The following is a 19,555-nucleotide window of genomic DNA, read 5'->3' on the forward strand; positions in this document are numbered from 1 at the left end:
ATAAAAATAGGTAAAGCTCTATTTTTATCGGATTTTTTATTCTCTTAGAGCTTCATTTTGTATTTATATAGATTGTTTTTATAAATATTATTTTGAGGATAAGAAAATGCTATGTATCTTTGCAATATACCTAATATGTTTAAATTGAATATATATGTCAAGGGAAGACCATAATACAGTTGGGTACACCATAGCTCTTGTCAGTGAGTTTGCTGCCAAGTTTGGTATTATGCCCAAGCAAGCATACAACTATCTGAAACGTTTCAAAGGATTGGATTACTTCTACAATCATTATGGCGTATTGCATACCTTCTCGTTCGAGGATTCAGTAGATGCTGTGTCTGAAGTTTGTAGACTAAACGGAGGAAAATTGCAATGAAGTTGTATCATGGTTCGAATATGAGGGTTGAAAAGCCCGACCTGCAGCGTTCAAAACCTTTTAAGGATTTTGGACAGGGATTCTATTTGTCTGACAATTACAAGCAGGCTGAAGATTTGGCTATTGTCAAAGTAGAACAGATGCGGCGTGGTGAGGCTATTGTTAATGAGTTCGATTTCGATGAGTCGGTGCTTTCCTCTGGTGAATTGTCTGTAAAGATATTTGATGATTATAGTGAGGAATGGGCAAATTTTGTCTTGACTAATCGAAATAACAAGATAAGTCAACCTTCTCACACTTATGATATAGTATATGGTCCGATTGCAGATGATGGCGTCAACTATCAGTTGCGCCGTTATCTTGGAGGTATCATTTCGCTTCAGCGACTTGTTGAAGAATTAAAATATGCAAAGGGTATAACATTCCAGTATTTTTTCGGAACAGAAAAAGCCCTTCAAAAACTCAAAGCTTTATGACACGATTAAATCCTGAACAGATCAAGATAATGAAGGACGAACTGACTGTGGAATTGGCTGATTGGCTGATGTCCACTTATGGTTATTCTCCGTCTGAAGCTCTTGACGTGCTTTATACCTCCGAGACCTTTGAACGATTGCAGGACACAGACACTGGTTTTTATTTTCAGAGTGTTGGCTATGTGTCTTCTTTTTTGAAGAATGAAGTAGAAAATGCAACCTTTTCTTAAGCTGACATTCACCCCCGACCCATACCAGCGCGAGGTTATCGACGCGCAGGGCGGGTTCCATCTCGTGCTTGCTTCGCCCGGCTGCGGCAAGACGCAGATACTTACAGAGCGCATACGCCGTGCCCATGACGTTGAGGGCGTGGAGTATGCCGACATGCTGTGCCTCACGTTCACCAACCGAGCCGCGCGCGGAATGCTCGAGCGCATTAATGCCAACATCGCCGACAGCGGTGTGGGCGACGTGTTCGTGGGCAACGTTCACCGCTTCTGCTCCAAGTTTCTGTTTGCCAACGGACTCGTAGCGGCTGAGTCGAGCGTCATCGACGAGGAGGACGCCGTGTCTATCCTTGCGCGATATACTGGCGAGGACGAATACTTCGTGCTTGGCGATTTCCGCCGTCGCCGCGAATACTCGCTCATATTTCATCTCGAAAGCATGATGCATCAAATAGCGATGGGGCATCCGAAGACGCTGCGTTCGCACACCGACTGCATCAACGGCGACGACGTGAAGGCGATGCAGCGCATCTGCAGCGTGTGTGGAAGGGCGTTCGACGCGGCGGCGATGGTCGACATATATAATAATGTGGAGACCTACCGCGATATGACCGCTGCCGACACAGCCGACTACGGCGACCGCATTATCATACAGCGACTGCTGCAGAAGATGCAGCTTGCGCAGCAGTATCATCAGTACAAGCAGCAGAACCATCTGCTCGACTTCCACGACTTACTTCTGTTCACCTACGACGCGCTGAACGCCGACCCCGAACAGACCCTCTACAAGCGCTACACATGGGTGCAGGTAGACGAGGTGCAAGACCTCAACCAGTTGCAGCTGGCTATAATCAAGCTGCTCACCGCGCGATCCTACCGCACGGTGATGTTCCTCGGCGACGAGCAGCAAGCCATATTCTCGTTCATGGGCGCAAAGATAGACACGCTCACGGCGCTCAAGCAGCAGGCGTCATGCCATCTGCACCATCTCTCGGTGAACCACCGCTCGCCGAAGTATCTGCTCGACATCTTCAACACCTTCGCCGCAGAAGAACTGCAGATAGACCCTGCGTTGCTGCCCGATGTGGGGCTGAAGACGCAGGAGAAGCCGCTCGGCAACGAGCTCGGACTGCTCTACAGCGAGACCTACGAACAGGAGGTGCGCGACTGTGTGCAGTTTGCCAGCCGACTGAGCACGATGTTCCCCGAGTCGACTACGGCGCTCGTCGTGAACGCTAACCGCGACGCCGAGGATATCAGCGGCGAACTCACGCGTCTCGGCATCGGACACTTCAAGGTGTCGGGTTCCGACCTCTTCTCGTCGCCCGAACTGAAGCTGCTGCTTGCCCACCTCAGCGTGCTCAACAACGAGTTCTGCTTCCTGGCGTGGGCGCGACTGGTGAAGGGTGTGGGCGTGTACGAGACCAATGCTGCGGCGCGCAACTTCGTGCGCTCGCTGTTCGACCACGCCATTCTGCCTACCGACCTGCTACGCAGCGACGAGCAGCGCGAGCGCCTCGGCGAGACCTACCTGCAGCGCTTCGTGCGCAGTTACGAGGCGGAGACCATCGTGGTGTTCGACACCGAGACGACGGGGCTGAACGTCTTCGAGGACGACATTCTGCAGATTGCTGCCGTGAAGATGCGCGGCGGCAAGGTGCTGCCCGACTCCGAATTTACGGTCTACGTGGAGACCGACCGCGAGATACCTGCCATGCTCGGCGACATAGTGAACCCGATAATCGAGGAGCGCAAGCTGCACACGCTACTCTCGCACCGCGAGGCGCTCACGCAGTTCATGCAGTACGCCGAAGGATGCCGTCTGCTCGGACACAACGCCGACTACGACTGGCATATTCTCGACCATAACCTGCGCCGTTATGCGCCCGAATACCGTCTCGAGCAGTCGCATCCCGACTATCTCGACTCGCTGCGCCTTGTGCGTCTGCTGCATCCCGAATTGCGCGAGCACAAACTGAAATATCTTCTCACGGTGCTCGGCTTGGAAGGCACCAACTCGCACCTTGCCGACGACGACGTGAACGCCACGCGTAGCGTCGTCGCGCATTGCTACGGCTTGGCGAAGGCGAGGGTGGAGCAACAACTCGCGTTCCTCGGTGACGCCCGTGTGCGCCAGCGTGCCGAACTGTTGCGCCGCAATTACGGCGAGTTGTATCGCGTGGCGATGGGCCGTATGTACGTAAGAGATGTGGTTACTTCTTGCTTTGATGGTGCGCTTGAGACAAGTGCACCCCCTAAGGCGGCGGATGCCGAGGATAAGAATGCGGCGGATGTGGAGGCTATGGAGAATAGGGTGGCGTTGGTGGCTGAGCTGAAGCGATTCTACAGCGCGCTTCTCGCCGACAACCGTATACAGCCCGTCGGCGGACTGCATTACGTGACGGTGTATCTTGCTTCCGACATGATTGATCCCACATCCGAGCCGTCGCTCTACGAGCAGCTCGCCAACCACACAATGGAGATAAGTACGCTGAAGGAGGCTGACCTCTGCGGCAGCAGCAGCGTGCGCGAGCGCATCTTCGTCACGACAATCCATAAGGCGAAGGGCTTGGAGTTCGACAACGTGATAGTGTTCGACGCCGTAGACGGACGCATGCCCAACTTCTACAGTCGCACCAACCCGCAGATGCTCGCCGAGGACGCGCGCAAGTTCTACGTAGCCCTTTCGCGAGCGCGCCGCCGTCTGTACGTGTCGCAGTGCATACGTAGGTATGATAACAGAAATATGCCGCACGACGTGTTCACGACACCATTCATGCGGCATATTGCAAAGTTCTTTAAAGAGGATATCTCGTTGAGTTAGCACCGTTCGCGTTCGCCGCCCGATCGGATTGCGTCCGCCGCCCGATCAGATTGCGTCCGCCGTCCGATCGGATTGCGTTCGCCGTCCAATCGAATTGCGTTCGCTGTCCGATGAGTTTTGCTTGCGCTTAATCCAATACAAGTTCGACAGGACAATGGTCGCTGCCGAACACCTCGTTATGAATTGCGGCGGCAGTGATGCGGTCGCGCAGGCGTTCAGACGTGATGAAATAGTCGATGCGCCAGCCTGCGTTCTTCTCGCGCGCCTTGAAGCGGTACGACCACCACGAATAGGTAGGGTCATCCGGGTGCAACGTGCGGAACGTGTCGATGAAGCCCTCGCCGAGGAAGGCGGTCATCTTAGCGCGCTCCTCGTCCGTGAAGCCCGCATTTTTGCGGTTAGACTTCGGGTTCTTCAGGTCGATCTCCTCGTGCGCCACGTTCAGGTCGCCGCACACTATCACAGGCTTCTTTGCGTCCAGACTCTTGATATAGGCAAGGAAGTCGTCCTCCCACTTCATTCGGTATTCAAGACGGCGCAGTCCGTCCTGCGAGTTAGGCGTGTAGCACGTCACGAGATAGAAGTCCTCCATCTCAAGCGTGATTACTCTGCCCTCGTGGTCGTGCTCGTCTACGCCGATGCCGTACGCTACGCTCAGCGGCGTGTGGCGCGTGTAGATAGCCGTGCCCGAGTAGCCCTTCTTCTCGGCGTAGTTCCAGTAAGAGGTGTAGCCCTCAAACTGCAAGTCGAGCTGCCCAGCCTGCATCTTCGTCTCCTGCAGGCAGAAAAAATCCGCGTCAAGCGTGCGGAAAGACTCTTCAAAGTCTTTCTGCACGCAAGCGCGGAGTCCGTTAACGTTCCATGAAATGAACTTCATATCTTACGTTTTATTTTGTTGTACTGGTGATGAGCACCTGACGGAAATACTGTGTAGGGATGAGGCCTTCGGCGCTGTATTTGTCGACGCAGATGCCAGAGAGTACCATGTTATACTCGAACACTCTGTCGGTGAAGTTGCTTGAGAGGAACTTGCCGCCGTATGTGCCCGACACGTCGAACATAAAGTAGACGTCGTGGCTCTTGCCGTTGTAGAAGAACGATTGCTTGATAGTCATCGGGAATACCGGGAAGCTGTAGCCGTATTCTACGAAGTACTTGTCGTTCGGAACGAAATATTTTGCAGTGAGCTTAGCCGTAGCGTTCGACTCGTGGATGGCTGTGCGCAGCGCTGCAAACTCTACTGCAGAGTCGCTGTGGTTGTCTTTGCTGATGATGATGGCAGAGTCGAGCTTGCACACCGGGAAGTTGCGCATGGTGATGGTAGAGTCGGCTGTCACATCCCAAGAGTAGTGCTTCAGCGAGTCGTACTTCACTACGTTGTTGAACGACGGGTAGAAGAAGCGCAGCGTTGAGCCGTATGTGCCAGCCATTGTTCTCTGATATCCTGCCTGCTCCTCTACGGTAGGCTTCTTTGTTTCGTTGTCGTCGCTGAGACATGATGAAAGTGCGAATGTTGCAACGAACAGTGTCGCAACAAACAACATCATTTTCTTTGTGGTCTTCATTTCTTCAAATTTTAATTGTTTTATCGAATGTTCTTGTTTGTTATTGGTCTTCTTTTGCTTCTAAGCCTTACTAAGCCTCTTTAGGCCTTCTTGAGCCTTCGCTTTCAACTAAGCCTTTCTAAGCCTTCTTAAGCCTCTTTAGGTATTCTAAGCCTTCCTAAGCCTCTTTAGGTCTTCTTGAGCTTTCTAAGCCCTCCCCGACGGGGAGGGTTGGGTGGGGCTTTAGAATTTGTGCGAGTTGGAGTTGATGAGGTTCATGAACTCCTGGCGGGTCTTCGCCTGCTCGAATGCGCCCGAGAAGTCGCTTGTCATTGTTATAGAGCTTTGCTTCTCTACGCCGCGCATCTGCATGCACATGTGCTTCGCCTCAATCACCACCATCACGCCGAGCGGATGCAGCGTTTCTTCGATGCACTCGCGAATCTGCTGCGTGAGGCGTTCCTGCACCTGCAGACGGTGAGAGAAGATGTCCACCACGCGCGCTATTTTGCTCAGTCCGGTGATATATCCGTTCGGTATGTACGCCACGTGCGCCTTGCCGTAGAACGGCAGCATGTGATGTTCGCAGAGTGAGAACACGTCGATGTCCTTCACCACCACCATCTGTTTGTAGTCTTCTTTGAACAATGCGTCGGTGAGCACCTTGTGTGGGTCTTGCGAGTAGCCGCGTGTGAGCACCTGCATAGCCTTCGCCACGCGCATCGGTGTCTTCTGCAAGCCTTCGCGCTCAACGTCTTCGCCAAGTAGGGTTATCACACTTTTATAATGTGAGGCAAGGTCTTCCAAGCCCTCTCTGAATTCTGGATTGTCCATTTATGAGTTTTGAGTTTTGAGTTTTGAGTTTTGAATTGTGCGCTTTGCGCATTTTGAGTTTTGAGTTTTGAATTTTGAGTTTTGAATTGTGCGCTTCGCGCATTTTGAATTATGAATTTTGAGTTTTGAATTATGAATTCTTAATTCAAAATTGAATAATTCCTAATCGGCGTAGCCGACAATTCAAAATTCAAAATTCAAAACTCCCGCAGGGTTAGTACGCAACGGAAATCTTTCCTTTTACGATACACGCCTGCTTATATCCTAATTTCTTCACCTGCTGCAGGATGGCGTTCGCCTCGTCGTATGTGCGGTAGTTGCCCATGCGGCATATCCAACGCGGTGAGTAGAAGTGTACGTATATCGGTTGGCTCGGGAATGCTGCCTTCACGGCGTTGCCAGCCTGCTGCGCCTTAATCTTGTCGTTGCGCGAGTTGCCGCCGGCGAAAACCTGCACTCTGTAGCCGTTAGTCTTGTACGAGCGGCGCATCACCTTCTTGCTCATGTCTACGACGGGAGCCTCCGCTTCTGCGGTCTCCGTGGCGGTGTTGTGATGCTGTGTCGATTCGTGTCGCTGCGTGCTCTCGTGTCGCTGCGTGCTCTCGTGTCGCTGCGTGCTCTCGTGATGCTGCGTGCTCTCGTGATGCTGGGTAGCTTCGTGTCGCGGCTCGGTTCCATGATGCGCAGCGTTGTTGTGAGTTGGGTTGCTATGAGCTACGTTCTCGTGGTTCTGGCTCTTGCTTGCCGCCGTCGGCGTGGTCTTTACAGCCGTAGAAGTCGGTTTCTCGACTGTAGCTGGCTTATGTGCAGGCTCCTGCTGTCTGGGGTTGACGTTAGCGGTGTTCACCAACTTGTCTATTTCCTCGCTCTGTGTCACAACCACGCTTCCCTTTCCGGCAGCCTTCTGCTGCAGGTGCTGGGTGTAGGTCTGTGCGTGTGCAATGGCAGTGATGCAGACGATGAGACATGAGAGAATAAAAAGACGTTTCATAGCTTTTAATGATTCGATTTAGATTTGAATAACTAAAAATGAAAAATTATGATAAGCGCCATGAGCCGCAGATGCTGCAGATGGAGAAATCATAATTTTTCATTTTCAGTCTTTAGATGCTATTCCGTAGAATTACTTCTGTTTAAGAATGCGTTCTGTAGAATTTACTTCTTCCAAGCGTCGATGATACCCTTGAAGTCAGCGCACTTCAGAGAAGCGCCACCGATCAAGCCACCGTCGATGTTCGGCTTAGAGAAGAGCTCAGGAGCGTTGCTTGCCTTGCAGCTGCCACCGTAGAGGATAGATGTGTCCTCAGCAGCCTCCTGACCGTACTTCTCAGCAACGATAGAGCGGATGTAAGCGAGCATTTCCTCAGCCTGGTCAGAAGTAGCTGTCATGCCAGTACCGATAGCCCAGATCGGCTCGTAAGCGATAACGATGTTCTTCCAAGCCTCTGCGTCGAGGTGGAATACAGAACCCTCAAGCTCTGCCTTTACTACCTCGTTCTGCTTCTCTGCCTTACGCTCCTCGAGAGTCTCGCCGCAGCAGAAGAGAATCTTCAGGCCGTTAGCAAGTGCCAAGTCTACCTTCTCCTTCAGAATCTCAGCTGTCTCGTGGTAGTACTGACGACGCTCTGAGTGGCCGAGGATAACGTACTGAGCACCTGTGCTCTTTACCATCTCTGCAGAAACCTCACCAGTGTAAGCACCCTTAACCTTGTCAGCGCAGTTCTCAGCTCCGAGAGCTACTACGTTCTGGTCGAGCACCTGAGCTACAGAAGCGAGGTGGATGAACGGAGTGCAGATGATAACTTCACAGTTAGGCTTTTCAGCTACAAGTGCCTCGTTGATTTCCTTAGCGAGAGCAACACCATCCTGCAGGTTGAGGTTCATTTTCCAGTTACCTGCTACAATTTTCTTTCTCATTTTCTTTCTTTTTTTAAAGAGATTAAATATTCTGTTATTATCTTGTTTGTTTCTAATCCATTTTGTCCATGCCCAGAGCCGGTCGGCTATTGTGAGAGCCATGAGCGGCACGAAGAATGTGAGCAGCACTATGAGCAGACGCTCGGGCATGCTGTCGTTCTGCGCTTTTCCGATGGGCAACTGTTCGAGCGGAGCGGTCAGGTCGTCGGTTTGTGGCAGTGCGTTGTGGCTCCACTTGCCTATTATCGTGCCGTCCTTCAGCAGAATCAGTCCGGGATTGCTGCGTATCATCGTCTTCAGCGTGGTCTCGTCGGCGTTGCAGAACGTATATTCGGCTCCCGTCAGCTCGCGCCAACGCTCTATGTCCTCATTTGTCGACGCCGTGAGGCAGAAGAAGTCGACACCGTTCTCCTCAGCGTATTCGTATATCTGGTCGATGTCGCCGAAGTTGCTGTCGTCAGCCACGGCAAGTCGGGGCGAAACGAGCAGGAAGGTGTAACCCTTCTTCGTGAGCACCTGCTCGGTGATGTCTTCGCCAGTGTCGTTCGTCGTAATGGCGAAGTCGTGTATAGGCGGTTCGTAGCCCTTCTTGGTCTGCACCGTCTTGGTGTCTACGTACTCCCATGTAGAGTCGGGGTAGTTGTCGAGCGTGAACTCGCGCGTTACGCCGTTCTTGCGCAGTATGAACGTGCTTTCGAACTCCGGCTGCTCGGCTCCTTCGGGTATCTCCATGCCCTGCTTTATGTTCATTCCGACGCGGTACGGGCGGAAGTCGAAGATTGGCAGCGTGTAGAGGCAGTAGACGCTTGTCACTACGATGTACGTAATGGTGTAATACCTCACAATCCATTGGTTGGTGCGCGATATGAAGCGCGCCATATCCACCGGTCGCCATGCCACAAGCGTCGCACATGCTATTAGCACGATGTTCTTCAGCAGCGTCTCGCCGTTGGTCAGCTTGAGCGCATCGCCGAAACATCCGCAGTCTTTCACGGGGTCGGCTATGTATATCCACACCGTCAGCGCGGTCATCACGCTCATAAGGGCGAGCGTAAGTTTAGACACCATGTGTCTGCGCACCGCGAAAAGCATGAATACGCCCAGCGAGTACTCAAGAGCTCCAAGCGCAATCGCCACAATCACAAGCGCCCAGTCAGGCAGAATGTCGTTCAGCGCCATCGCAGCCGCATAGTCCTTCAGCTTGTAGAGCGTGCCCAGTGGGTCGATAGCCTTCACGTATCCCGAGAAGATGAACGTGACAGCCAGTATGAAGCGGCAGATGTTCACAGCCGCGATTCTTATATTTCGCATTATTCAGCCATCTTTATAGCTCCGAAGCACGCATAGTTGATTATGTCCATGTAGTTGGAGTCGATACCTTCAGACACGAGCGTCTTTCCGTCCAGACCTTCTATCTCCTTTATGCGCTGTATCTTGGTGAGGATGAAGTCGGTGTAGCTACTTATGCGCATATCGCGCCATGCTTCGTTGTAGTCGTGGTTCTTGCGCAGCATCAGTTCGAGACACTCCTTGGCATGAGCGTCGTATAGCGCAAGCGCCTCTTCGGGCTTAGTGTCCACGGTGTCTACGTAGCCCTTCTCGAGCTGTATAAGTCCGATGATGCCATAGTTGATGAGTGCAATGAACTCAGGGCGAATACCCTCGCCAACAAGCGAAGTGCCCGTTATTTCGAGCGAGCGAATGCGCTTCGCCTTTATGAAAAGCTGGTCGGTGAGCGACGACGGGCGCAATATGCGCCACGAAGCTCCATAATCATGAAGCTTCTTCGCAAAGAGCGTGCGACACTCGTCCATCACTCTCTTAAACTGTTCCTCTGTCTTTGTAGTATCCATAAATCGGCACAAAAATACAAAAAACTTATGAATTGAGCAAACGTAGGCTCATTTTACTGCTTTTGCTCCTGCTTCTGACGCATTCGTATCATCTTCACCACGCCGCACATGGCATCGTAGCGTGCCTGCAGCGAGTCGCGTTTCACGCCGAGCATGTTTCGTTCGTAGCGGTCGGTTGTGCTTGCTATCTTCGCTATGGTCTGCTGCAGGAGGATGTCTGTTTGAGCCACGTCTGCCTGCGCCATCTTCAACGATGCGTTCTGCCATACCACAAGGGCCGCCTTGCGCGCTTCAATGGCGGCAGGGTAGCGGTCGCGAAGTACGGTGATGGAGTCGAGAGCAGCACGGTAGTTGCCGCTCTCGTATAGCGAGTTGATGCGTGTGAGCATCTTCTGAGCCATGTCGTCGTCGGTCTTGGCACACGAAGCGAGAGCCAAAGCGACAAGTGTTATAAGCGTAAATTTCTTCATTTCTCGGCAAAAGTACAACAATTCCGTGTATTGGCGACATTTACGCCACCTTATTTAATTAATATTTAGACATGCGAACATTATTAAAGACACACTTTTCTGTTGATTATAGCTTGAGGGCGTTGCACTTTTCTGTCGAAAGAGCACAAAAAAAGAGTGCGTGGCAGTCGCCACACACTCCTATAGAATGTCATGTATAGTCGTCAACCACGTATGTGAGCGGCGACTTATACTGAGTTTTTATGCTACTTTAGATGAAGATATACTTCATGATGAACAGCACGGCGAGAACGTAGAGCGTCGGGTTGAGCTTCTTCCAGTTCAGGCAGAGCATGTTGATAAGCACGTATGAGATGACACCGCAGAGGATGCCGTCAGAGATGCTGTATGTGAGCGGCATCATCACGATGGTGATGAACGCAGGGATAGACTCGGCATAGTTGTCGAGGTCGATGTCCTTCACCGGTGTGAGCATGAACAGACCCACGATGACGAGCACCGGAGTAGTGGCTGCTGCCGGGATAGAGAGGAACAGCGGTGCGAAGAACATAGCCACCACGAAGCACATTGCGGTAGAGAACGCCGTGAGGCCAGTGCGTCCGCCCTGAGCTACGCCCGCAGCACTCTCAACGTAAGTGGTAGTAGTACTTGCGCCGAGGCAAGCGCCTGTCATTGTAGCGATAGCGTCAGCCATGAACGCCTTGTTAAGTCCCGGAATGCGTCCGTCCTTCTGCATCATGCCCGCCTTTGTGCATACGCCAACGAGCGTGCCCATTGTGTCGAACATGTCGATGAAGAGGAAGGTGAACACTATCACCACCATGTCGATGGTGAAGATGTTGTGGAACTCGAACTGGCAGAACAGCGGAGCCACCGACGGCGGAGTGTCTACAACGCCCGAGAAGTTGGTGACGCCCATCGGAATGCCGATAAGCGCTGTAGCGAGGATGCCGATGAGCAGCGAGCCTGGTACGTTCTTTATGACGAGCACCGATGTGATAATGATGCCAATCACGCCGAGCAGCGCTGTGCCTTGGGTCATGTTGCCGATGGTTACGAATGTGGAAGTGTTCTCAACGATGATGCCCGCATTCTTCAGTCCGATGAAGGCGATGAAGAGTCCGATGCCGGCGCCGATAGCGCGCTTGATAGACGCCGGAATAGCGTCGACGATGAGCGTGCGGATGCTTGTGAGCGTGAGCACCACGAAGATGAAGCCCTCGATGAGGATAGCGGTGAGCGCAAACTGCCATGAGTAGCCCATGCCGAGGCAGACGGTGAACACGAAGAACGCGTTCAGGCCCATGCCCGGCGCCAGTCCGAACGGCTTCTTGGCGTAGATAGCCATAGCGAGTGTGCCGATGATGGCAGCGAGCGCCGTTGCTGTGAATACAGCGTTGGTGTCCATGCCCTTGTCGGCGAGGTTGCTGAAGATGCTCGGGTTGACGGCGAGGATGTACGCCATGGTGAGGAAGGTCGTGATGCCCGCCATCACCTCTGTCTTAATGTTGTGCTTCGAAGGGTCGAAGCCGAAAAGTTTTGAAAGCATGTTTTGATTGAGTTTAGGCCTTTCTAAGCCTCTTTAGGCCTTTCTAAGCCTTGGGTATTTTTTAGTTTGAGAGCCCTCCCCGACGGGGAGGGTTGGGAGGGGCTTTTTACTTTTAGAAGTCCCACTTCACGCCGAGGCACGGGCGACACTTGAAACCGCCGGTAGATCCGAAGTTATTAGAAAGCTCGATCTCTGTACCGAGGCTGAGGTTGTCGCAACCGAAGTGCTGACCCACGTTATACCAGAGCTGCGGCTCGGTGATGAACACGGTGCTCTTCGTGTCGCAAGAGCCGTCTGCGCGGAAGTCGACAGCATGGTCCTCCCACCAGAAGTCGGCGAAGCCGTCGAACTTCAAGCCCTTCACGCCGAAGAGGTCGTTCATAGCCCAAACCACGGTGAACTGCATAGGCACATCAGAGTCCTTCTTCTGGATGTTCTTGTAGAGCGCCTTGAGGTTAAGCGTGTTCTTGAAGTCCTTCGAGTGGATGAAGTAGTCGAGACCCACGAGCCAAGCGTTGTTGATAGGGTAGGATGCTGTGATACCGCCGTTGTACTCTACGTGGAGCGAGAGGTTCTTGATGGCAGAGTTCTGCCAGAAGTTGAGGCAGCGAGCAATCTCGAAGTAAGTTCCGCCAGGAGCGAGGTTCGGACCCTTAACGTGCTGGTCGTAGTTGAAGTCGTGGTCGATGAAGAAGTAGGTGTTACCCCACTTGTCCTGCTTGAACATTTCGAGCGTCAGCGTAACGAACTTGCGGTCGCTGCCGAAATCGTAGAACAACTGTGCGTTAACCTGCGCCTTTGCCTTTGTTGCGCCGAGGCAGAGCATAGCGATAAGGAACAGTGTAGATGCTGTCTGTTTGATTTTCATTGTCTTTTTGTTTTATTTGTTAATTATTTGTGTGAACTCTTCTTTCCGTTCGACGTACTTAGGTATAAAAAATAGTCTGCTATATCGGGTGCTATTTATTAATGTGAGCGCAAAGGTACAAATTTTCCGTCAATACACATTAAATTCTGTAAAAATATGTAACTTTGCACTCGATTTGCATGTAATAATCAGGATTTTATACGAATGAAGCTATACACAGATGCCGAATTGGCACAAATTCTCGACAAAAAGATATTCCATAAGATAGGCGAAGTGGCCGACGAGATGGGCGTAGAATGCTATCTCGTGGGCGGCTATGTGCGCGACATATTCCTCGAGCGCCCCACGAACGACATCGACGTCGTCGTCGTGGGCAGCGGCATAGAGGTGGCGCAGGCGCTGCAGAAGGCGCTGGGCAAGAACGAGAAGACCGGACGCTGGCGCGCTCATCTCGCCGTATACCGCAACTTCGGCACAGCGCAGGTTAAGTTCTACGACACGGAGGTGGAGTTCGTGGGCGCCCGCCGCGAGAGCTACGACCGCGGTTCGCGCAAGCCCGTGGTTGAGGACGGCACACTCGAGGACGACCAGAACCGCCGCGACTTCACTATCAACGCCATGGCGGTATGCCTTAACAAGGCGCGCTTCGGCGAACTCGTAGACCCGTTCGACGGCATCTACGACCTTGAGGACGGCATTATACGCACACCGCTCGACCCCGACATCACTTTCTCCGACGACCCGCTGCGCATGATGCGCTGCGTGCGCTTCTCGGCTCAGCTCAAGTTCTTCATCGACGAGGAGACGTTCGACGCCCTCGGACGCAACGCCGAGCGCATCAAGATAGTGAGCGGCGAGCGCATCGCCGACGAGCTGAACAAGATAATGAAGACCGACCAGCCCTCGCGCGGCTTCGTCGAGCTGCACCGCTGCGGACTGCTGCAGCTCATCATACCCGAGCTGGCTGCGCTCGACATCGTGGAGACGCGCAACGGCAAGGCGCACAAGAACAACTTCTACCACACGCTCGAGGTGGTGGACAACGTGGCGAAGCGCAGCGACAACCTCTGGCTGCGTTGGGCGGCCCTGTTCCACGACGTGGGCAAGACGCGCTCAAAGCGTTGGGAGCCTGCTATCGGATGGACGTTCCACAACCACAACTACGTGGGCGCCAAGATGATTCCCGCCATCTTCAGACGCATGAAGCTGCCGATGGACGCCAAGATGAAGTACGTGGAGAAGATGGTAGACCTGCACATGCGACCCATCGTGATTGCCGACGAGGAGGTGACCGACTCAGCCGTTCGTCGACTGCTCAACGACGCGGGCGACGACATCGACGACCTCATGATGCTCTGCGAGGCTGACATCACGAGCAAGAACGAGGTGCGCAAGAAGCGTTTCCTCGAAAACTTCCGCATGGTGCGCGAGAAACTCACCGACCTTAAGGAGCGCGACTACAAGCGCCTGCTGCAGCCCGTCATCGACGGCAACGAGATAATGCAGATATTCAATCTGCAGCCGAGTAGAGAGGTGGGCGTGCTGAAACAGTATCTGAAGGACGCCGTGCTCGACAACCGTGTGGCTAACGAACGCGAGCCTCTTATGGAATTACTGATGAAGAAAGCCGCAGAAATGGGGCTCACTCAGTAGTTTTCTCACCGTTCGCGTTCGCAGTCCGCATCGTTCGCGTTCGCGGTCCGTACCGTTCGCGTTCGCAATCCGCACCGTTCGCGTTCGCAATCCGCACCGTTCGCGTCCGCAATCGGTGACTGATACGCAACCTACACATTGATAAAGTGGCACTTCGCATTGACAAAGTGCCACTTTTGTGTTGATAAAATGTCACTACAATTTAGGTAAATGCAACTTCTGCATTGGTCAAAATCGATACTAATATATTGAATAACGCGTAATGAGAAATAAAAGTTGTTAAATGTATGTATGTAATGGTTACAACTTATTTACATATTTAGTAACTTTGCATGCAGAAAACTTAAACAAGCGGTTTAGTTTTCTGTATACGCAGCATCAGGTTGCTGCACTCCTACAGTCACTAAGCAAATAGTAAAGTATATATTATAAATAAGGTAGAAATATAAAAAGGTAAAAAATATTTATTAAAAATAGGCATGAAGAAAACAAAGATTTTATTGGTTGCAGCCTTGGCTGCAGTGCTCGCCTCATGTGGCGGCGGAAAGAGTGGCGGAAAGCCTAACTTCGGCGACAACGAATACGCTGTACGCACAGTTCAGGGTCAGGACGCAAACTTGCAGACCACCTATCCGGCATCTATCAAGGGTGTTCAGGACGTGGAGATTCGCCCGAAAGTGTCTGGCTTCATCACAAAGCTTTGCGTGAAGGAAGGTCAGTCGGTTAAGGCAGGTCAGTTGCTGTTTGTCATCGACAACGTTACATACGCCGCTGCCGTTCGTCAGGCAAAGGCATCTGTGAACGCTGCAAAGGCACAGCTCAACACTGCAACTCTTACATACAACAACTCGCAGAAACTCTTCAAGAACAACGTAATCGGTTCTTACGAGCTGCAGTCGACAAAGAACGCAATGGAGAGCGCTGCCGCCCAGCTCGCTCAGGCAAAGGCAGCATACGTATCGGCTAAGCAGAACCTCAACTTCTGCTTCGTTACATCTCCGTCTAACGGCGTTGTAGGCGACCTGCCTTACCGCGTAGGTGCTCTCGTAAGCGCTTCGTCGCAGCAGCCCCTCACAACCGTGTCTAACAACTCTACAATGCAGGTTTACTTCTCTATGACCGAGAAAGACCTTCTGGAGATGAGCAAGACACAGGGCGGCGTACACGCTGCCGTAGAGAGCTATCCGGCTGTGAAGCTGCAGCTCGCCGACGGCTCTATCTACGAGCATCCGGGCAAGGTGGCTGCCGTGAGCGGCGTCATCGACCCGACCACCGGTACGGTGTCTATGCGTGCCGACTTCCCCAACCCCGAGCACGTGCTCAAGAGCGGTGCTTCAGGTTCTATCGTTGTGCCTCACGTAGCTTCTTCGGCTGTTATCATCCCGCAGGACGCTGTGGTTCAGGTGCAGGACAAGTACTTTGTGTATGTTGTAGGCAAGGACAACAAGGTGAAGTACACACCGGTTACTGTCAACCCACAGAACGACGGCAAGAACTACATCATCACTTCTGGTCTTAGCGTAGGCGACCGCTTCGTTGTGAACGGCGTTTCTTTGCTCCAGGACGGCATGGACATCAAGCCGCTCACAGAGGCTCAGTACGCTGAGAAGCTGAAGAAGACAGAGCAGCTCGGCGAGGCTCAGGGCGACCTTGGCAAGCTGAAGAAGGCATTCGGAAAATAATTTTTTTGTAGATAAGAAAGTAATATGAAATTAGATAGATTTATCCTGCGCCCGGTACTCTCCACCGTGATTTCTATCCTGGTGGTCATCCTGGGTGTGTTAGGTTTGGTGTCGCTGCCTATCGAGCAGTACCCGAACATGGCGCCGCCTACCATCATGGTGCGTGCAGCCTATACCGGTGCCAACTCACAGACCGTGCTCAACTCGGTGCTCGCACCGCTTGAGGAGTCGATCAACGGTGTGGAAGGCATGACATACATGACATCTTCTGCCACCAACGACGGTTCGGCTTCAATCACCGTATTCTTCAAGCAGGGCATGGACCCTGACATGTGTCAGGTGAACGTGCAGAACCGTGTGTCGCAGGCTTCTGCCTTGCTGCCGGCTGAGGTGACAAAGGCTGGTGTGACGGTCATGAAACGCCAGTCGTCTACCGTTATCCTCTTCGGTCTTACAGCAGACGACGACCGCTACGACGACGAGTTCCTCACAAACTATGCAAACATCAACGTCGTTCCTGCCATCAAGCGTGTGAACGGTGTGGGCGAGTGCCAGTGCTTCTCGCAGAAAGACTACACCATGCGCCTCTGGATCGACCCGGTGAAGATGAAGAGCTACGGCTTGATTCCGACCGACCTCACCGGCGTACTCGCACAGCAGAACATAGAGGCTGCGCCGGGTTCGGTAGGCGAGCAGTCGAACAACCAGTACCAGTACACCTTCCGCTACAGAGGACGTCTGCAGACACCGGAGGAGTTCGGCGAAATGATCATCAAGTCGACACAGGACGGACAGACCATCCGCGTAAAGGACGTAGCCCGCGTGGAGATGGGCGCGCTGTCTTATACCGTAGAGTCGAAGAACAACGGCAAGCCGTCAGTAACAATGATGGTTACGCAGACCGCAGGCTCTAACGCTACAGAGATTGCCACAAACATCAAGAAGCTCCTCAAGGATCAGGAGGCGTCAATGCCGCCGGGCATCCACTTCGACATCATGCAGGACGTTACGGAGTTCCTCTTCGCCTCAATCGAGGACCTTATCAAGACCCTCTGCGAGGCGTTCATCCTCGTGTTCATCGTGGTGTACATCTTCCTTCAGGACACACGCTCTACGCTCATCCCGTTGATTGCGGTGCCCGTGTCGCTCATCGGTACATTCTTCTTCCTCTATGCGTTCGGCTTCTCGCTCAACCTGCTTACGCTTGCCGCACTCGTGCTTGCCATCGCCATCGTGGTCGACGACGCCATCGTGGTCGTCGAGGCTGTGCATGCCAAGCTCGACCTCGGCTACAAGTCGGCTAAGCTCGCGTCTATCGACGCCATGAACGAAATCTCGGGCGCCATCATCTCAATCACCCTCGTTATGGCGTCGGTGTTCATCCCCGTATCGTTCATGGGTGGTACGTCAGGTGCGTTCTACCGCGAGTTCGGTATCACTATGGCTATCTCTATCATCATCTCGGCACTTAACGCCTTGACCCTCTCACCGGCTCTCTGCGCCATCTTGCTGAAGCCGAAGGACGAAGAAGGCAAGGAGCGCAAGATGTCGATGGTAGACCGCTTCCACGCATCGTTCAACGCCGCATACGGCAAGGTGCAGGAGAAGTATACAAAGGGTGTGCGCCGCCTCGTTGAGCGCCCGTTTATCGCAATCGGTACAGTCGTAGTGGCTATCGCTGCAATGGCTGTGCTCATGGGCACAACAAAGACAGGCCTCGTTCCTGACGAGGATACCGGCACAGTATTCTGTACAGTGTCAACACCTCCGGGAACCTCTATGAAGAAGACCAACGAGGTGATGGACCAGGTAGACCGCATGCTCGCTACCAACCCGGCTATCGCCAGCCGTATGCGTATCACGGGCTACAACTTCATCGCTGGTCAGGGCTCTAACCAGGGTACATTCATTATCAAGCTGAAGAGCTTCGAGGAGCGTCAGAAGGCAGAAGGTCCGCTGAAGTACATCGGCGTGCACAACCTCGGTTCTACTATGGTGCTCGGTATGATATACAAGCAGACCGCAGCCATCAAGGGCGCGCAGATTCTTGCCTTCCAGCCGCCTATGGTGCAGGGCTTCTCTGCAACCAACGGTATGACGTTCTCAATGCAGGACCGCACGGGTGGCGACGTCAACAAGTTCTTTGACATCACACAGAAGTTCATCGCAGAGCTTAACAAGCGTCCGGAGATTTCGAACGCCATGACATCGTACAACACCAAGTATCCGCAGTACAAGATTGATGTTGACGTGGCTAAGTGTAAGCAGAGCGGCATCGACCCGTCTACAGTGCTCACCACAATGCAGGGCTACTACGGCGGTATGTATGCGTCTAACTTCAACGCTTACGGTAAGCTCTACCGTGTATACATCCAGTCGGCACCGCAGGATCGTGCAGACCTGAAGAGTCTGGACAACATCTACGTGCGCACTTCTGCTGGCGAGATGGCTCCTATCAAGGAGTACGTGAACCTGAGCCGTGTATACGGTCCGCAGGAGATCGACCGCTTCAACCTCTTCACCTCTATCAACGTGAACGCTTCGGCTGCTGAGGGCTACTCTACGGGCGACGCTATCAACGCTATGGCAGAGGTAGCGAAGACTACGCTGCCGGCAGGCTACACATACGAGTTCTCGGGCTTGACACGTACCGAGCAGGAGTCGTCAAACTCTACTGCTATCGTTTTCGTGCTCTGCTTGACCTTCGTATACCTCATCCTCTCGGCACAGTACGAGTCGTACATTCTGCCGCTGTCCGTAATCCTTTCCATCCCGTTCGGTCTGGCAGGAGCCTTCCTCTTCACCAACATGTTTGGCAAGAACAACGACATCTACATGCAGATTGCGCTCATCATGCTTATGGGTCTTCTCGCTAAGAACGCCATCCTTATCGTGCAGTTCGCCCTCGAACGCCGTCAGACCGGTATGGCTATATCTTGGTCGGCAGTGCTCGGCGCTGCAGCCCGTCTGCGTCCTATCCTTATGACCTCTCTGGCTATGATTATCGGTTTGCTCCCGCTGCTCATGCCTTGGGGTGTAGGTTACAACGGCAACATGACACTCGGCGCTGCAGCCGTAGGCGGTATGCTTATCGGTATGCTCTGCCAGATTATGGTAGTGCCGGCGTTGTTCTACATCTTCCAGACATTGCAGGAGAAGATCAAGCCTATCGAGTTCGAGAACGACAGAGCTGATGTAGACACCGAGATTCGCCAGTACACCAACCCGTACGTGGCAGGTGCGCTGCAGGATCAGATTGAAAAGACTTCAAAATAAGAC

General features: G+C 52.9%; 16 protein-coding genes. 7 read left to right on the forward strand and 9 right to left on the reverse strand.

Going from position 1 to position 19,555, the window contains the following annotated elements; all coding sequences use genetic code 11:
• Positions 1-229: 229 nt before the first annotated feature.
• Genes KTQ90_RS00230 through KTQ90_RS00245 form a run of 4 tightly spaced genes read left to right on the forward strand, consistent with a single transcriptional unit; the run spans position 230 to position 3,906 of the window.
• Positions 230-379, forward strand: coding sequence for a DUF3791 domain-containing protein (locus KTQ90_RS00230; RefSeq protein WP_369680847.1), 150 nt, complete (start codon positions 230-232; stop codon positions 377-379).
• 20 nt (positions 380-399) lie between these two features.
• Complete coding sequence (locus KTQ90_RS00235; RefSeq protein ID WP_254359226.1) at positions 400-855, forward strand: DUF3990 domain-containing protein; 456 nt, start codon at positions 400-402, stop codon at positions 853-855.
• On the forward strand, positions 852-1,085 hold the full coding sequence (locus tag KTQ90_RS00240; protein WP_217316756.1) for a hypothetical protein: 234 nt from the start codon (positions 852-854) through the stop codon (positions 1,083-1,085). Before KTQ90_RS00235 ends, KTQ90_RS00240 begins: the two co-directional genes overlap by 4 nt.
• On the forward strand, positions 1,069-3,906 hold the full coding sequence (locus KTQ90_RS00245) for a 3'-5' exonuclease (RefSeq protein WP_217316757.1): 2,838 nt from the start codon (positions 1,069-1,071) through the stop codon (positions 3,904-3,906). The genes KTQ90_RS00240 and KTQ90_RS00245 overlap by 17 nt, the downstream gene beginning before the upstream one ends.
• A gap of 127 nt (positions 3,907-4,033) precedes the next feature.
• Here KTQ90_RS00245 and KTQ90_RS00250 read toward each other — a convergent pair whose 3' ends face one another.
• The 9 genes from KTQ90_RS00250 to KTQ90_RS00290 form a co-directional block, all read right to left on the reverse strand.
• A complete protein-coding gene (locus KTQ90_RS00250) occupies positions 4,034-4,783 on the reverse strand; it encodes an exodeoxyribonuclease III (protein WP_217316758.1) in 750 nt (249 codons plus the stop codon).
• A gap of 10 nt (positions 4,784-4,793) precedes the next feature.
• Entirely contained in the window at positions 4,794-5,471 is a 678-nt protein-coding gene (locus KTQ90_RS00255; protein ID WP_217316759.1) for a DUF4840 domain-containing protein, read from the reverse strand.
• Between the two features lie 222 nt (positions 5,472-5,693).
• On the reverse strand, positions 5,694-6,284 hold the full coding sequence (gene folE, locus KTQ90_RS00260; RefSeq protein ID WP_217316760.1) for a GTP cyclohydrolase I FolE: 591 nt from the start codon (positions 6,282-6,284) through the stop codon (positions 5,694-5,696).
• 214 nt (positions 6,285-6,498) lie between these two features.
• Positions 6,499-7,275, reverse strand: a complete 777-nt coding sequence (locus KTQ90_RS00265; protein WP_217316761.1) for an SPOR domain-containing protein — start codon at positions 7,273-7,275, stop codon at positions 6,499-6,501.
• 164 nt (positions 7,276-7,439) lie between these two features.
• Positions 7,440-9,512, reverse strand: a complete 2,073-nt coding sequence (locus tag KTQ90_RS00270) for a BT_3928 family protein (RefSeq protein ID WP_217316762.1) — start codon at positions 9,510-9,512, stop codon at positions 7,440-7,442.
• Positions 9,512-10,054, reverse strand: a complete 543-nt coding sequence (locus KTQ90_RS00275) for a DUF1599 domain-containing protein (RefSeq protein WP_022159254.1) — start codon at positions 10,052-10,054, stop codon at positions 9,512-9,514. The genes KTQ90_RS00270 and KTQ90_RS00275 overlap by 1 nt, the downstream gene beginning before the upstream one ends.
• 53 nt (positions 10,055-10,107) lie before the next feature.
• A complete protein-coding gene (locus KTQ90_RS00280) occupies positions 10,108-10,524 on the reverse strand; it encodes an outer membrane protein assembly factor BamD (RefSeq protein WP_217316763.1) in 417 nt (138 codons plus the stop codon).
• Positions 10,525-10,774: 250 nt separating this feature from the next.
• Positions 10,775-12,073, reverse strand: coding sequence for an NCS2 family permease (locus KTQ90_RS00285; protein WP_217316764.1), 1,299 nt, complete (start codon positions 12,071-12,073; stop codon positions 10,775-10,777).
• 112 nt (positions 12,074-12,185) lie between these two features.
• Positions 12,186-12,941 (reverse strand): DUF5020 family protein, encoded by a 756-nt coding sequence (locus KTQ90_RS00290; protein WP_217316765.1) that lies wholly within the window; start codon positions 12,939-12,941, stop codon positions 12,186-12,188.
• A 204-nt stretch (positions 12,942-13,145) separates the two neighbouring features.
• Here KTQ90_RS00290 and KTQ90_RS00295 point away from each other — a divergent pair, with 204 nt between their 5' ends.
• The 3 genes from KTQ90_RS00295 (at position 13,146) to KTQ90_RS00305 (ending at position 19,552) form a co-directional block, all read left to right on the forward strand.
• Entirely contained in the window at positions 13,146-14,594 is a 1,449-nt protein-coding gene (locus KTQ90_RS00295) for a CCA tRNA nucleotidyltransferase (RefSeq protein ID WP_217316766.1), read from the forward strand.
• A gap of 479 nt (positions 14,595-15,073) precedes the next feature.
• Positions 15,074-16,276 carry an efflux RND transporter periplasmic adaptor subunit gene (locus KTQ90_RS00300; RefSeq protein WP_217316767.1) on the forward strand — a complete coding sequence of 401 codons (1,203 nt, stop codon included), beginning with the start codon at positions 15,074-15,076 and terminating at the stop codon, positions 16,274-16,276.
• Positions 16,277-16,300: 24 nt separating this feature from the next.
• Positions 16,301-19,552, forward strand: a complete 3,252-nt coding sequence (locus KTQ90_RS00305; RefSeq protein ID WP_217316768.1) for an efflux RND transporter permease subunit — start codon at positions 16,301-16,303, stop codon at positions 19,550-19,552.
• The last annotated feature ends 3 nt before the right edge of the window (positions 19,553-19,555 follow it).

This window comes from Leyella stercorea, from assembly GCF_019052365.1.
GTDB lineage: Bacteria > Bacteroidota > Bacteroidia > Bacteroidales > Bacteroidaceae > Prevotella.

Excerpts from the sequence above, each read along its gene's own strand:
- KTQ90_RS00265 (WP_217316761.1), bottom strand. The coding sequence starts at position 7,275 with ATGAAACGTCTTTTTATTCTCTCATGTCTCATCGTCTGCATCACTGCC.
- KTQ90_RS00300 (WP_217316767.1), top strand. The coding sequence starts at position 15,074 with ATGAAGAAAACAAAGATTTTATTGGTTGCAGCCTTGGCTGCAGTGCTC.
- KTQ90_RS00230 (WP_369680847.1), top strand. The coding sequence starts at position 230 with ATGCCCAAGCAAGCATACAACTATCTGAAACGTTTCAAAGGATTGGAT.
- KTQ90_RS00240 (WP_217316756.1), top strand. The coding sequence starts at position 852 with ATGACACGATTAAATCCTGAACAGATCAAGATAATGAAGGACGAACTG.
- KTQ90_RS00285 (WP_217316764.1), bottom strand. The coding sequence starts at position 12,073 with ATGCTTTCAAAACTTTTCGGCTTCGACCCTTCGAAGCACAACATTAAG.
- KTQ90_RS00245 (WP_217316757.1), top strand. The coding sequence starts at position 1,069 with ATGCAACCTTTTCTTAAGCTGACATTCACCCCCGACCCATACCAGCGC.
- KTQ90_RS00235 (WP_254359226.1), top strand. The coding sequence starts at position 400 with ATGAGGGTTGAAAAGCCCGACCTGCAGCGTTCAAAACCTTTTAAGGAT.
- KTQ90_RS00255 (WP_217316759.1), bottom strand. The coding sequence starts at position 5,471 with ATGAAGACCACAAAGAAAATGATGTTGTTTGTTGCGACACTGTTCGTT.
- folE (WP_217316760.1), bottom strand. The coding sequence starts at position 6,284 with ATGGACAATCCAGAATTCAGAGAGGGCTTGGAAGACCTTGCCTCACAT.
- KTQ90_RS00290 (WP_217316765.1), bottom strand. The coding sequence starts at position 12,941 with ATGAAAATCAAACAGACAGCATCTACACTGTTCCTTATCGCTATGCTC.
- KTQ90_RS00295 (WP_217316766.1), top strand. The coding sequence starts at position 13,146 with ATGAAGCTATACACAGATGCCGAATTGGCACAAATTCTCGACAAAAAG.
- KTQ90_RS00305 (WP_217316768.1), top strand. The coding sequence starts at position 16,301 with ATGAAATTAGATAGATTTATCCTGCGCCCGGTACTCTCCACCGTGATT.
- KTQ90_RS00250 (WP_217316758.1), bottom strand. The coding sequence starts at position 4,783 with ATGAAGTTCATTTCATGGAACGTTAACGGACTCCGCGCTTGCGTGCAG.
- KTQ90_RS00275 (WP_022159254.1), bottom strand. The coding sequence starts at position 10,054 with ATGGATACTACAAAGACAGAGGAACAGTTTAAGAGAGTGATGGACGAG.
- KTQ90_RS00280 (WP_217316763.1), bottom strand. The coding sequence starts at position 10,524 with ATGAAGAAATTTACGCTTATAACACTTGTCGCTTTGGCTCTCGCTTCG.
- KTQ90_RS00270 (WP_217316762.1), bottom strand. The coding sequence starts at position 9,512 with ATGCGAAATATAAGAATCGCGGCTGTGAACATCTGCCGCTTCATACTG.